The sequence below is a fragment of the Fibrella aquatilis genome, assembly GCF_017353255.1.
Lineage (GTDB): Bacteria > Bacteroidota > Bacteroidia > Cytophagales > Spirosomataceae > Fibrella > Fibrella aquatilis.
The window spans coordinates 18,390-34,604 of sequence record NZ_JAFMYU010000007.1 but is presented as its reverse complement, the minus strand read 5'-3'; the positions used below and the strand labels follow the sequence as shown (position 1 = coordinate 34,604).

The window sequence follows — 16,215 nt, the reverse complement described above, 5'->3', positions numbered from 1 at the left end:
TTATTCATTGCCTTTACAACCAATGACTATCGAATGACAACTGAATGGCAGCGTAGCGAATGACCAATGACTAATTATCAGATCAGTAACTCGTTGTCTTCCAATGAAATAGACTCGTTCTGACTGGCGACTGCTGCCCATTGTGCGGCGTCGATTTCAAGGGCGAGGCCTTCAATGGTTGGGTTGGTGAACAGGCTGGTCAGCCCGATTCGTACGCCCAGCTGATCGTAGATGTGCGCTACAATCCGGGTGGCCAGCAGCGAGTGCCCGCCGATCTGGAAGAAATTATCGTCGATACCGATAGCCTCTTTCAGGAGCACCTGCTGCCAGATGGTGAGCACTACCCCTTCCAGCTCGTTGCGGGGGGCCAGGCAGGCCTGTTCGGGCGGGGCCTGCTGCGGGGGCGGGAAAGCCGCCCGGTCCACCTTGCCATTGGCGTTGAGCGGAAACGCGTCCAGCTGCATATAGCTGGCGGGCAGCATGTAAGCAGGTAGCCACTGCTTCAGCCAGGCCGTCAGTTCGGTTCCTGACAGCACCCGGTCGGCCACGACATAGGCCGCCAGGCTGTTGGTGTTGGCGGCGTCGCGGAAGGCGGTCACGGCGGCTTGCTGCACTCCTGGCAGTGTTAGCAGCACCTTCTCAATCTCGCCCAGCTCAACGCGGTAACCCCTCACTTTCACCTGGTTATCTTTCCGACCCAGAAATTCCATGTTGCCGTCGGGCATCATCCGGCCGAGGTCGCCGGTGCGGTACATAGTCTGGCCGGGTGTGGTGGCAAACGGATCTGCTACGAAGGCGTAGCGCGTTTTTTCTTCTTCCTGCTGATAGCCCCGCGCCACGCCCACGCCGCCAATGTACAGTTCGCCGATTACGCCCTGCGGCACCGGGTGAAGGCCTTTGTCGAGGATGTAGAACGTGTTGTTGGCAATGGGTTTGCCATACGGAATACTCCGCCAGTGGGGGGCCACGGCGTCTACGGGGTAATAATTCGACCATACCGTACCTTCCGTAGCCCCACCCAGGCTGACGACGCGGGCGTTGGGGAAGCAGATTTTCAGCCGGTCGGGCAAGGACACGGGAATCCAGTCGCCGCTCATGAACACCAGCCGCAGGGTCGTTTGCACGTAGGTACCATTGGCCTGCTCCAGAGCCGTAATGAGGTGGTCCATGGTGCTGGGCACCGAATCCCAGAACGTGATGGCCTCGTCGTGAAGCAGCCGCGCCAGCACGTCCGGGTGCTGCACCTGCGCCGACCCGGCCATCACCACGCAGCCGCCACAGGCCAGCATTCCAAACAGATCGTAGACCGACAAATCGAAACACATGGACGTCACAAACAGCAACCGGTCACCCACTCCCACGGCGTAGGTCGTGTTGACCCACTCTATCAGGTTCACCGCCGAATGATGCTCGATCATTACGCCCTTGGGTTGGCCCGTCGACCCCGATGTATAGATGATGTAGGCCAGGTTACGGCTCGACGTTTCGATGCCGGGGTTGGTGTCGGCATAGTGGTCAACCACCTGGGCGTCCCCACCAAACAGAAGGCAGTGATTGTCTTTATAGGCCCCGTAGCCAGCCATCAGAGCGGCCTGCAAGGGCTGGCTGTTAGTAATCGCACACCGAATACTGGCGTTACCGAGAATGTATTCCTGCCGCGAAATGGGGTAGTCGGGGTCGATAGGGACGTAGGCGGCACCGGCTTTCAGAATGGCCAGCATCCCGATCACCATGTCGAAACTACGGTCGGTAAGCAGGCCCACGCTGTTGCCCGGTGCCACGCCCGACGCCACCAGGTAGCGAGCCAGCTGGTTGGCCCGGGCGTTGAGTTGGGCGTAGGTCAGCCTGCGGTCGCTGTGTTGCAGGGCGGTAGCCAGCGGGGTTTGGACCACCTGCCGTTCAAACAGCCCATGCAGTGTCTGGTGGGCGGCGTAAGGCGTTTGGGTGTCGTTGAACTGCACCACCAGATCCTGGTACTCCCTGTCCGACAGGTAGTTATGCGCATAGATAGACGCCTTGGGCCGTGCCAGCGCCTGTTGCGAGAGTGTGACGAAGTGCGCAAACATCCGCTGAATCCGCTCGGGCCGGAACAGGTCGGTGTTGTAGGCAATCCTGACGGTGATCCGACCCGCCACTTCGCCCAGGTAAAACGTCAGGTCGTATTTATTGGCCGAAAAATCGGTGCCAAACTCCTGCGTCGTCAGACCGTCGAACGTAGCCGGGCCGGGTAGTGCCTCGTGCGCCAGCCCAAAATCCTGCGACACCACCAGCACGTCGAACAGGGGTGAGCGGCTCGTGTCGCGGGTCAGGTGCAGGTCGTCGACCAGTTGTTCGAAGGGATAAGCCTGGTGTTCAAACGCCGAGAGCATGGTTTGCTGCGTTTGCTGCGCGAGGTGGACAAAGTCGTCGGGGCCGCCAAACGAAAGGCGTAGGGCCAGCGTGTTGAGGTAAAAGCCAATCTGGCTGTGCAGGTCGTGGTGATCCCGACCAGCCACGGCGGTACCGATAATGATGTCGTCCTGGCCCGAATAGCGGTTTAGCAGTGCCGCCACGGCCGTAAACAGCGTGGCAAACAGGCTGGTGTTAGCGGTAGTGCTCACCTGCCGGAATGCCTGGGTCAGTGACTCGTCCAGCGTAAAGTCGAGGGCATGGCTGGCGTAGGTTTTAATGGCGGGCCGGGGAAAGTCGGTGGGCAGTTCCAGCACCGGCAAGGTGCCCCCCAGTTGCTCTCGCCAGTAGGAGCCGTGACCAGCCAGCACCGCCGCCCCCCCCGCCTGTTGCCAGAGGGCATAGTCGCCGTACTGAATGGGCAGTGGCGGCAGCGGACTAGCCTGACCCCGCAGGGCCGCATTGTAGAACTGAGCCAGTTCCCCCACCAGCACCTCCAGCGACCAGCCGTCGCAGATGATGTGGTGCAGCGTCAGCCCCACCATATGCGCCGCCTCACCCACCTGCCAGACAGCGGCCCGCAACAGCGGACCTTCGCCCAGATCAAATGGCTCGCTCGCCTGCCGCTGCCCGCGCGCCTGGGCTTCTGCCAGTGGCTGGGCCATTTCGCGCAGGTCTTCGTAGTGCAGGGGCCTGGTCAAATCCTCCACCGGCAACACCCGCTGGCGGGCCTGCCCCTGATGCAGCTCAAACACTGTCCGCAAACTCTCATGCCGATTCAGCAAGCCTTGCAGCGCTTCCGCCAGGGCAGGCACGTTGAGTGGCCCCTGCACCAACAGGGCGCTGGGTACGTTGTAGGCCGCTCGCGCCGCCGCATCATCGGCGTGCAGTTGGTCCAGAATCCACAGCCGCTGCTGGGCGTGAGAAAGCGGATAGTGAGTCGGCACCGACTGCCGTGCAATAGCCTGATAATCAGTTGCCTTGCCTACCGTTGTTGCCAGTACCGCCGCCAGCGACCGAATGGTGGGGTGGGCAAAGACCGCCCGCAGCTCCAGGCTGATGCCCGCCTGCTGGTAGAGCCGGGCAATGACCTGGATGGCCTTCAGCGAATGCCCCCCCAACTCGAAAAAGTTATCCGACACCCCCACCCGCTCCCGGCCCAGCACCCCCTGCCAGATGGCCACCAACTGGGCTTCCAGCTCGGTGGCCGGGGCCTCATAGCGGAGGTCGGCAGCCTCCGAAAAGGCCCCACCCCCCAGGGCCAGCAGGGCCGCCCGGTCTACCTTGCCGCTGGAGGTCAGGGGCAGCTGGGCCAGCCGCTCATAGCGGGTGGGCACCATGTAAGCGGGCAAACTCGCCGCCAGCTCTTGGCGCAAAGCAGCCAGCGACAGACTTTCCTCAGCCACCAGGTAGGCCCGCAACTCTTGGCCGTGGAGCAGCACCACGGCCTGCTCAACGGCCGGGTGCTGGCGCAGAGCGTGTTCGATCTCCCCCAGTTCGGTGCGCATGCCCCGGATCTTGACCTGCCCATCGAGCCGACCCAGGTACTCCAGCTGCCCATCGGCACGCCAGCGGGCCAGGTCGCCGGTGCGGTAGAGGCGCTGGCCGGGGGCGAAGGGGTGGGCCACAAAGCGGTCGGCGGTCAGGTCGGGGCGCTGCCAGTAGCCCCGGGCCAGGCCCACGCCGGCCAGGTAGAGTTCGCCGGGCAGGCCGGGGGGCAGGAGTTGGTGGTGGGCGTCGAGCACCAGCAGCTGGGTGTTGGCAATGGCCCGACCAATGGGAATATTACGACACTCACTATCAGCAAGTTGCGTGGTGTAATGAGTCACGTCTACGGCTGCTTCGGTGGGTCCATAGAGGTTGTACAGCGGTACGCCCGTGCGCTGGGCGTTCAGCCGTACCATGTCGGGCAGGAGTGCTTCGCCACTGGCAAACACGCGATGCAGGGAGGCCAGTTTGGCACGGTCTTCGTCGCGTATGCCGTCCAGGAACTGGGCGAACATGGTGGGTACGAAGTGAATCGTGCTGACCCCATACTCTGCGATGCAGTCTAGTAGCAGGGCTGGCGTATGGGCCACCGCCGTATCGCACACCACCAGCCTGGCCCCGTAGCAAAGCGGCATAAAAAATTCCCATACCGATACATCAAAACCGTAGGACGTTTTTTGCAAAATGACATCGTCCGGCCCAAAACCGTACTGTTTCCACATCCATTCAATCCGGTTCACCACGCTGGTGTGTTCCAGCATCACGCCCTTGGGCCGACCCGTAGACCCCGACGTGTAGATGACGTAGACCAGGTTATGGGGACCGCTCAGCGGCGGCAGGTTATCTGTCGGATTAGCTTCCAGGCTATCCCAGTTGGCCAAAGCAAGCTGCTCAACGCCAGTAAGTTCACTCGTTACCAGAGGGTCGCCGGTATCGGTCAGCAGCACCTTCGCAGTAGCATCGGCCAGGGTATAGCGGATACGGTCGGCGGGGTAATTGGGGTCGATGGGCACGTAGGCGGCACCGGCCTTCAGAATAGCCAGCAGGGCAACAACTCGTCTTTCCGATGGCTCCATCAGTACCCCAATCAAGTCGTCGGGCTGAATCTGGTAGGTGGTGCGCAGATGATAGGCCAGTTGGTTGGCCTGGGCGTTGAGTTGGGCGTAGGTCAGTTGCCGATGGCCATACTGAACCGCCACGGCGGCGGGGGTTTGGGTCGCCTGCCGTTCAAACAATCCGTGAATGGTGGCGTCGGCTTCGTAGGCGGTAGCCGCATCGCTAACCGCCTCAGCCAGAAAATGTATGTCATTGACAGTCAGCCAGTCAAGGCGCGAAATAGGTGCCGTCGGCTGGGCCACCACCGACCGGACGAGGGTGGCAAAAAGCCCGGCCAACTGCGTCATGCGGTCGGCGGTAAACAGATCGGCGGCGTAGGCCAGTTCCAGCGAAATACCCCCGTCGGTCGGCATGAATGTAAACGTGATATCGTATTTACTCTGCACAAACGCCACCTCATACGGGCGCACCCGCAGGTGGTCGAGTTCAATAGATTTCGTCAGTTCCTGGTCGGGCATCACAAACTCTACCGACACATCAAAAATCGGCGACCGGCCCGCCTCCCTCCGGGGGTCCAGTTCGTCCACCATCCGGTCGAAGGGGTACAGTTCGTGGGCGTAGGCATCTAGTACGGTGCGGGTAACATGGGTAAGCAGGGCCGAAAACCCGTCATGACCCTCCAGGCGGGTGCGGATGGGCAGCATGTTGACGAAGAAACCAACCTGCTCGTCCAGCCCCAGGTTACCACGACCCGCCACGGGGATGCCCACGATCAGGTCGGTTTGGCCGGTGTAGCGGTAGAGCAAAGTTTGCACGGCGGCCAGTAGCACGGTAAACAGGCTGCTGCCGTGATCATTGGCCAGCATCGACAGGCCATCGCGCAGGTCGCTTTCCAGAAAGATGACCACCCGGTCGGCGCGGTACGTTTTAATAGCGGGTCGGGGAAAGTCGGTGGGCAGTTCCAGCACCGGCAAGCTACCCCCCAGTTGCTCCCGCCAGTAGGAGCCGTGACCAGCCAGCACCGCCGCCCCCCCCGCCTGTTGCCAGAGGGCATAGTCGCCGTACTGAATGGGCAGTGGCGGCAGCGGGCTAGCCTGACCCCGCAGGGCCGCATTGTAGAACTGGGCCAGTTCCCCCACCAGCACCTCCATCGACCAGCCGTCGCAGATGATGTGGTGAATCGTGATCAGGAACAGGTATTGCTCGTCGGCCACCTGCCACACGCCCGCCCGCAGCAGCGGAGCCACCCCCAACTGGAAGGGTACGCCCGCCTGCACCTGCGCCAATGCCTGAGCCTGCGCCAGTGGGTCGGCCTCCTGACGCAGGTCCTGACAGGCCAGCGCAAGATCCAGGCTGGCTAGGTCCACTACCCGTTGCCGGGCCTCACCCTCCTGCAAATCAAACACCGTTCGCAGGCTATCGTGGCGGGCCAGCAGTCCCAGCAGCGCCACCTCCAGGGCCGCCACATTGAGCACCCCACCCAGCCACAAAGCACTGGGCACGTTGTAGGCCGCCCGCGCCATCGCATCATCGGCGTGCAATTGGTCCAGAATCCACAGCCGCTGCTGGGCGTGAGAAAGCGGATAGTGACCCGACACCGGCTGCCGTGCAATAGCCTGATAACCAGCAGCCTCACTAACCGAATCAGCCCCCGTTGTTGCCAGTACCGCCGCCAACGACCGGATGGTGGGGTGGGCAAAGACCGCCCGCAGCTCCAGGCTGATGCCCGCCTGCTGGTAGAGCCGGGCAATGACCTGGATGGCCTTCAGCGAATGCCCCCCCAACTCGAAAAAGTTATCCGACACCCCCACCCGCTCCCGGCCCAGCACCCCCTGCCAGATGGCCACCAGCTGGGCTTCCAGCTCGGTGGCCGGGGCCTCGTAGCGGACGTCGGCAGCCTCCGAAAAGGCCCCACCCTCCAGGGCCAGCAGGGCCGCCCGGTCTACCTTGCCGCTGGAGGTCAGGGGCAGCTGGGCCAGCCGCTCATAGCGGGTGGGCACCATGTAAGCGGGCAAACTCGCCGCCAGCTCTTGGCGCAAAGCAGCCAGCGACAGACTTTCCTCAGCCACCAGGTAGGCCCGCAACTCTTGGCCGTGGAGCAGCACCACGGCCTGCTCAACGGCCGGGTGCTGGCGCAGAGCGTGTTCGATCTCCCCCAGTTCGGTGCGCATGCCCCGGATCTTGACCTGCCCATCGAGCCGACCCAGGTACTCCAGCTGCCCATCGGCACGCCAGCGGGCCAGGTCGCCGGTGCGGTAGAGGCGCTGGCCGGGGGCGAAGGGGTGGGCCACAAAGCGGTCGGCGGTCAGGTCGGGGCGCTGCCAGTAGCCCCGGGCCAGGCCCACGCCGGCCAGGTAGAGTTCGCCGGGCAGGCCGGGGGGCAGGAGTTGGTGGTGGGCGTCGAGCACCAGCAGCTGGGTGTTGGCAATGGCCCGACCAATGGGAATGTTGCTAATGGCTTCGTCGGTGGGCGCAACCCGATAGATGCTGGCGCAGACCCCATATTCGGTAGGGCCATAGGCATTGAAACACCGGGCTACCACCCTACTGGCCCGCGCCAGGGTTCCCGGCGCAGCTTCACCAGCCGATATCAGTACATGCAGGAAACCCAGCTGATCTACGTCCATCACCTGCAAAAGGGCGGGCGGCAGGGTAACCACGGTGATGCGGGCGGCCCGCAGGGTATCGGTTAGCGTGTCTAGTTCGTTTCGCCCTGCAGGCAGCACCAGGGTGGCACCGCAGTAGAGTGCCATGCAGATTTCGGAGATCGACGCGTCGAAGCTCAGGGGGGCAAACAGCCACACCCGGTCACCCGCTTCCACGCCAAAGCTGTCGATCTGCGAGAGGGCCATGTTCACGTTGCTGCCATGTTCCACCAGCACCCCTTTGGGCTGACCTGTCGAGCCGGAGGTGTAGATCAGATAGGCGGCATCGGTGGGTTGGCAGGTGTAGGCGGGGCGGGTCGATTCGGGCAGGCCATCCAGTTGCACGTCGAGGGCAAAAATGCCGCCCTCATACCCGTCCAGATCGAACAGGTGGTCCGAGTCGGTGAGCAATACGCCCACGGCGGCATCGGTGAGCATATACTGCTTTCGGGCGGCGGGCAAGGCGGGGTCAATGGGTAGGTACACGCCGCCGGCCTTCAGAATCGCCCAGAAGGCGATCACCATTCGTTCGCTTTTTTCGGCCATCAGGGCGACGCACTGACCCACGGCCAGGCCCATTTCGTGGCGCAGGTGCTCCGCCAGCCGGTCCGATTGGTCGGCCAGTTGCTGGTAGCTCACCACCCGACCGTTGCATTCCAGGGCCGGGTGGTACGGCGTTTTTTCGACCTGGGTGGCCAGCAGGCGGGTCATGGTGAGGCCGTCGGGCAGGGGCGTGTGGGCGGGGTTGAGGCCCATGAGCCAGTCGCGCTCCTCGTCGGGTAGGACATTCAGGCGGTCGAGCGGAGCATCGGGTTGGTGCAGGAGGTTTGCCACCAGATGCTGGTAGTGACCCAGTAGCCGGTCGATGCGCGGGGCCGAAAACAGGCTGGTGTCGTAGTCAAGCTCCAGGTCCCAGCCGTGGTCCGTCTGGTTGAAAATAAAGCGCAGGTCTACCAGGCTGGTGGTCTGCTCCACGGGTAAATCGGTGGCGTGCACCCCGTCGGTGGGGTGGCTCCACAACGGCTCGGCGTTCTGGTATTGCAACAGCACCACCACGTCGAACAGGGGCGAGCGGCTGGGGTCATGCTGAAGGTCGAGGTCATCCACCAGCTGGTCGAGGGGATACGACTGGTGGGCGTAGGCGTCGATGGTACAACTTTTCACCTGTTCCAGCAACGTGCCAAACCGTTCGCCGGGCTGCACCTGAGTCCGCAGGGCAATGGTGTTGGTGTAAAACCCAATCTGGTCGGCCAGGTCGGCCTGTTCGCGGTCGGCCACGGGGGTGCCCACCACCAGGTCGGCCTGGCCGGTGTAACGGTACAGCAGAGCTTTTACCGTGGCCAGAAACGTCATGAATGTACTGGCCCCGGCCTGCGCGCCCAGCCTGTCCAGGCCCTGGCACAGGGCAGCATCCAGCACCAAGCGCCGGGTGCTGCCCTGGTAGGTTTTGCGGGCCGGACGTGGCCAGTCGGTGGGCAGGTCCAGCACCGGCAACACGCCCGCCAGCACCTCCGTCCAGTAGACCCGGTGGGCATCGAACCGGTGTTCCAACTGCTCCTGGCGTTGCCAGACGGCGTAGTCTTTATACTGAATGGCGGGGGGCAACTGGGCCACGCCGGTACCCAGGCGGTGGTGCCGGTAACGCTCCGAAAACTGCGCCAGAAACCGCTCGGCCGACCAGTCGTCGCAGATAATGTGGTGGATACAGAACTGAACCACCCACTGATCGGTGGGCAGGCGCAGGAGGTATACCCGCCACAGTGGCCCGGAGGCCAGGTCAAAAACGGCACCCGCCTGCGCCTGGCAAAGGGTCATAGCCTCGGCCCAGGCATCTTCGGCATGGGACAGGGTCAGTTGGGTCAGCGGCAATGCCTGGGCATCGAACGGGTGAATCACCTGCCGGGGTTCGCCCGCTACCGTGCTGAAGGTGGTACGCAGGCTTTCGTGCTGCTGCATCAGGTCGGTGAGGGCCGCTACGAACGCCGCGGGATCGAGCGCGCCGGTCACCACATACGCCTTGCTGATGTTGAAGGCCGTCAGACCACTGTCCAACTGCTGATTGATCCATAAACGCCGCTGGGCAAACGACACCGGGTAGTCGGCCTGCACCGGGGCGGGGCTGATGCCCATTACGGGCAAAACTTTAGCCGCCCGGACCAGATCGCCCATGGCTTCGATGGTAGGCTGGGCAAAAATATCGCGCAGTTCTACCCTGACGTTCAGCTCATTAGCCACGCTTGCCACCAGCTGAATGGCCCGGAGCGAATGCCCCCCGATGGCAAAAAAGTTGTCGCCGATGCCAATGGGACTACGCCCCAGCACCCGTTCCCAGATGGTGATCAGGGCCTCATCTACGGCATGGCGGGGGGGCACGTAGCTGGCCGTCTGGCTCAGGGCCTGGGCATCGGGCGGGGGCAGGGCGCTGCGGTCTACCTTGCCGTTGCCCGTCAGCGGAAACATGTCCAGTTGCACCACGTACGTTGGAATCATGTAGGCCGGTAGCCGCGTGGCCAGAAACGCGCGCAGGTCCGCGTCCGGCACCCCATCGGCACTGCCCACGTAGGCCACCAAAACAGGCGATTGCCCGGCCGGTTGCCAGACCTTCACCACCACCTGACGCACAGCCGGATAAGTTAGCAGGACCTGCTCAATTTCGCCCGTTTCCACGCGATAGCCCCTGATTTTTACCTGATTATCTTTCCGACCCAGGTACATGATCTCGCCGTTCGGCAACCAGCAGCCCACGTCGCCCGAGCGGTAGAGGCGGCCGCCGAAGGTTTCCTGTGGCCAGCTACTGATGAACCGGGTGGCGCTCAGGTCAGGAGCGTTGAGGTAGCCCCGGCCCACGCTGGCACCCGCAATGGCAATTTCGCCGGGCACCCCCACAGGCAGCAGGTTCAGGTGGCGATCTACGATATGGATATGGGTGTTGGCAATGGGCCTGCCAATGGTAATCGGCGCGGGATCATCAGCCGGGGCGATGCACTTGACGGTGCAGCCCACGGTGGTTTCGGTTGGCCCGTATTCGTTGTAAATCAGCAGGTTAGAATTAATACTTCGCAGCACACCTACCTGTTTGCCGGTCAGTTCCTCGCCGCCCACAATCACCAGGGCCAGCCGCTCGTTGGGCACTGCCAGGAACGCCAGCGCGTTAATGTGAGCCGGGGTTAGTTTCAGCCAGTTGATGCGGGGATGACGAAGCAGATCGCCAAGCAGCCCGTCGATTTCCTGATTGGGGCAGATATATAGCGTATCGCCGCGCAACAGGGTGGTCAGGATACTGGTGAGGGTAAAGTCGAACGAGAGCGACGAAAACAGGGCCGTGTGGTATCCCGAGTCGCCACCAAAATAATAGGCGTTGGCCCAGTTCAGGTAGTTGGCCAGGTTGCCCTGTTCGATCATCACGCCCTTGGGCTGCCCCGTAGACCCCGACGTGTAGATGACGTAGGCCAGCGCGCCGGGGTCGTTTGCCAGCACCAGCGGCTGAGGCACGGCCGCCAGTTGCGCCAGCTGAATATCGAGGGCAAAGACGGCCTGTTCATACGCTTCCGGCAGGTCGAACAGGTGGTGCGAGTCGGTCAGGAGTAACTGACTATCGGCATCGGCCAGCAGGTAGGCAATGCGGTCTCTGGGGTAGGCCACGTCGATGGGCAGAAATGCGCCACCGGCCTTCATGATCCCCAGCAGCCCAATCACCGTGCGCTCGGAGCGCTCCAGCATCAGGGCCACCCGTTGCCCCGGCAGCACGCCATACGCCTCCCGCAGGTGATAGGCCAGTCGGTCCGATAAGTCATCTAACGCGTTATAGGTCAGCGATTTATCCTCTATCTCAAGCGCCACCGCGTTGGGATTTTTTGCCACCTGCTCCCGGAAGCGGGTCAGGAATAGGGTGGGCGGCGGGCCAGGCACTACCGGTGGGTTAAACACCTGCAACAGCGTATGCTGCTCAGTGGCGGGCAGCAGACTCAGGTTAGCCACGGGCCGGTTCTCGTCGGCGGCTATCGCTGCCAACAGGGTGCCGTAGTGTGCCAGCATGGCCTTCATCCGCCAGGGGGCATACAGGTCCTGGTTGTATTCGAGCTGAAGCGTTATGGACGTGCCTTCTTCCAGAAACCGGAACGACAGGTCATACTTGGCGGTGGTATACTGAGGGGCGCACCGTTCAATGGTCACGCCTTCCAGGAATAGGGCGCTCTCGGCGTTGATATCGGCACTAATCAGCTCCACGAGCACATCGAACAGGGGCGACCGGCTGGGGTCGCGGGTCAGGGGCAGCGCCTGAATCAGCTGGTCGAAGGGGTAGTGCTGGTGTTCGATGGCCCCCAGCCACACGCGTTTCACGGCCTCGGTGCACTGGGCGAAGCTATTGGTTTCCAGCAGGGGGACGCGCAGGGCCAGGGTGTTCACAAACAAGCCAATCTGGTCTTCCAGGTCGGGGTGGTCGCGGCCGGCCACGGTGGTGCCCACCACCAGGTCAGTTTGGCCGGTGTAGCGGTTCAGCAGCACCAGTACTGACGTCAGCAGGGTGGTAAACAGGCTGGTACCGTGGCGGCTGGCCATGCCCCGCAACGTTTCGAGGGTGGCAGCATCCAGTGCGCGCACCACCGAACTGCCCCGGTAGGTTTTCACCGCCGGACGCGGAAAGTCGGTGGGCAGATGCAGACTTGGTACATCGTCGGCAAACTGACCCAGCCAGTACGCTCGCCCTTGTTGGCAAGCGGCGTTGTCGGGGCTGAGTTGCCCGTGTTGCCAGGCCGCGTAGTCTTTTTGCTGAATGCGTAACGGTGCCAGCAGGGGTGATTCGCCCCGGGCATAGGCATGGTAGTGCAGCATCAGTTCCCGCACCAGCACCTCCAGCGACCAGCCGTCGCAGCTGATGTGGTGAATCGTGACCAGGAACAGGTATCGGTCGGCACTGGTTTCGGTCAGGCTTGCCCGCAGCAGGGGGCCTTTTTCGAGCGAAAAGCACCGCTGCGCCTCGTCGATGATCTGGTGGGTCAGCTGGGCATCGGTGCCGTCATGCCGCCCATAGGTTAGCTCGAACGGAGACGCATCGGCGGGCAAAACGCGCTGCACTGGCTCCCCATTGTCTACGGAAAAGACCGTCCGCAGGCTTTCATGGCGGTCCATGATAGCCCGGAACGCCCGCCCAAACGCTTCCCGGTTCAGAGGTCCGGTGAGCCAGAACGCCCCGGGCATGTTGTAGGTAGCCCCAACCCCGGCCAGTTGGTCCAGAATCCAGAGCCGCCGCTGCGCCGACGATACCGGGTACACGTCGGCCTCGGCCACCGGCTCAATTCGGCCGACAGTCTCCCCGGCAGCCGCCTGAATCAGGGGTGCCAGGGTGTTGATGGTGGTGTTGACAAACAGGTCTTTCAGCGACAGTGACACGTGCAGCTGCTTCTGAATACTGGCCTGTAAGCGTATGGCTTTCAGTGAGTTACCGCCTACCTCGAAGAATCGGTCAGTAATGCCGATTTTGGGGCGATTGAGCAGGTTCTGCCAAATGCTCACTAGTTGCAGCTGGGTGTGGTTACCGGGCGGCACGTAGCCCGCCGTGGGGGCATCGGGCGTGCTCAGCCGGGCCAGGGCGTTGCGGTCCAGCTTGCCGTTGGGTGTCAGGGGCAGGCTGGACCGTATGTACAGTTCGGCGGGCACCATGTAGCCGGGCAACTGCCCCTGGGCCATGTCGCGGATGGTGGCGGCGGTCAGCCCAGAGCGGGGTTCAGTCACCACCCAGCCGGTCAGGTGACCGTCGCCGTCGGGGCCAGGCTGGCAGATCACCACGGCGTTTCGGATGCCGGGAATGCGCGCCAGCGTCTGCTCGATCTCGCCCAGCTCAATACGATGCCCGCGCACTTTTACCTGAAAATCGCGCCGACCGTAGAACAGCAGCGTGCCATCGGGCAGCATCCGGGCCACGTCGCCGGTGTGGTAGAGGCGCTGACCAGGAACAAACGGGTCCGGCCCAAACACGGCGTCGGTTTTGGCTTGGTCGCCCAGGTAGCCCTGCCCCACACCCACGCCCGCCACGCACAGTTCGCCCTTCACGCCCAGGGGACATAGGCGCTGCTGCCCGTCGAGAATGTAGATCGACAGGTTCTGGATGGTCCGCCCAATGGGCACGTCGTCGCCATCCGGGGCGTGGTCCAGGCGGTGGTGCGTAATGTCGTCCGAGGCCTCTGTCGGGCCATAGGCATTGACCATCGGAATCCCCGGAAACTGCGCGAACCACCTGGCTATCAGATGCTTCGGCAGCGTTTCACCCGTTACCAGCAGGTGTTCTAGCTGGGCATATTGGGCGGGATTGTGGTGGTCGGCGAGTTTATCCAGCAGCGTGGCCAGGTATGACGGCACCACTTCCAGCACCGTTACGCCGTCGTGGCTGGTGCGGTGCAGAAACGCGTCCATGTCCAGCACCACGTCCTGCCCGTAGATGATCGTTTTGCCACCACAAACCAGCGACACCAGCGTTTGCCAGACCGAAATATCGAAGCTCTGGGAGGCATTCTGCGCCACCACACTACCCGGGTGCAACCCCAGGTCGTTGATTTTGGCGTGGAGGTGGTTGATCATGCCCTGGTGTTCGATCATGGCCCCCTTGGGCTGCCCCGTCGAGCCGGAGGTGAAGATCACGTAGGCCAGGTCGGCGGGGGTGTTGACCGGCATGGGGTTATGCGTGGGGCCTTGGGCAATGGTAGCCCAATCTGTCGCCAATCCGAGCCAGTGCGCGGCCGATTCGCCCACCGGTGCGCGGTCGGTGAGCACCAGCCGGGCGCGGGTTTGGGTCAGTAGGTTGTCGATGCGGGGCGGGGGCAGGTCGGGGTGAATGGGGAAAAAAGCACCACCCGCCTTAAACACCGACAGCATCCCGATCACCATCCAGGGCGACCGGTCGGTGTGCAGGCCTACCAGGTCGTTGGGTTGCAGGGCGTGGTGGTCGCGGAGGTAGTGAGCCAGCTGATTGGCCTGGGCGTTGAGCTGCTCGTAGGTAAACCGGACCCCTTCGTGCTCCAGGGCCGTGGCCTGTGGTGACCGCCGCACCTGGGCTTCAAAAAGCAGCGCGAAGGTCTCGTGAGGCGGGGGGGACACCACGGGTCCTCGGCCCAGCGCCAGCAGTTGCGCCTGCTCGTGGCGGGTGAGCAGGTCCAGCTGCGCCACGGGCAGGCGGGGGTTGGCCACCAGGCTCTGGAGCAGCGTTTGGTACTGCCCGGCCAGCCTACCGATGGTATCATCGTGAAAAATGTCGGCGTTGTACCGAAAAATGCCCGTGAGCGTGTCGGCGTGTTCCACCACCTCCAGGCTGATATCAAACCGGCCTTCTTTGCTCTCGAAGGGAAAATAAGCCAGCGGAATACCGTGCATGTCCAGCACGGACCCAGCAGTACCCACCAGCAGATCGGTATAGTCGGCGTACTGCCCGGCGGTCTGCAGGTAGAAAAAAGCCTGAAACACAGGCGTTTGACTCAGATCACCCGACAGGCCCAGCTGGTCTACCAGCAGCGGAAAGGGGTAGTCCTGGTGCTCGATGGCCCCCAGCACGGTCTGCTTGGTCCGGGCCAGAAACGCCGCCCCGCTGGTGGTGTCGCGGGTGCTGCTGCGAATGGCCACCGGGTTCACAAAGTAGCCTACCACCTGCTCGAAATCCGCGTGGCTCCGGGTCATGGTGGGGGTACCCACCACCAGGTCGTCCTGGCCCGTGTGCCGGTGCAACAGCAACTGAAACGCCGACAGCAGGGTGACGAACAGGGTGTTACCCTCCGTTTTCGACAACGCCTTCAGCGACCGCGTGAGGGCCGCGTCGAGGTGCAGGGTATGGGTGCCGCCCCGGTCTGAGTGGATGCGGGGGCGGGGCTTGTCGAGGGGGAGATCCAGCAGGGGCAGGTTGTCGGCGAGTTGGGTGAGCCAATACTGCCGCAGCGCCTCCCCTGCCTCGTCCGCCAGTTGGTTATGCTGGGCATCCACAAAATCGACATACCGGCTCGTGAGCGTGGGCAGGTCGGCTTTCTGGCCAGTGGCTTCTTCCTGATAAAACAGCAGCAGTTCACTCAGTAAAATCGTCATCGACGACCCATCGCAGGCAATGTGATGCACCGACAGCAACAGCACCTGGTCGGCAGGGCCTGCCTGATACAAAAACACCCGGCATACCGGCCCGGTGGTCAGGTTAAATGGCATGTAGTGATCCTGCTTCACCTGCGCCACCAGGTCCGTTTCGGTGTCGGTATGGGCATCCCGCACCGTAACGTTGGCGGCCTGATAGCCGTGGATTTGCTGCATGGGCACCCCGTCCTGCGCCTGGTAGGTGGTGCGGAGCGCCGGGTGACGGTTCACCAGTTTCTGCGCCGCCCGTTGCAGGGCATCGGGCCGGATAGCCTGTGGTATCCGCACGGCAATGCCCTCATTATACGCCACGCTGTCAGGAGTAGTGTAGTACAAAAACCACAGTGCCTGCTGGTTATATGACAGCGGGTGAACGGTGGTGTGTTTGTTGGCCTTCTCAATCAGCAACGCCCGGGCCAGGTTCACTTTTTCCTGCATCGACGGGATGGCCCTGGGCGTATGGCCAACCTGGCTGTCGGGGGTAGACACGAGCGAGTCACTTGGTGGTAGACTAGTTTCCATACGCGTTTGGTAC

At 62.8% G+C, this 16,215-nt stretch carries 1 protein-coding gene; it reads right to left on the bottom strand.

Going from position 1 to position 16,215, the window contains the following annotated elements:
• Window positions 1–77 precede the first annotated feature (77 nt).
• Window positions 78–16,202: a non-ribosomal peptide synthetase gene (locus tag J2I48_RS10680; protein WP_207335434.1), complete on the bottom strand. Its 16,125-nt coding sequence runs from the start codon at window positions 16,200–16,202 to the stop codon at window positions 78–80.
• Window positions 16,203–16,215 lie beyond the last annotated feature (13 nt).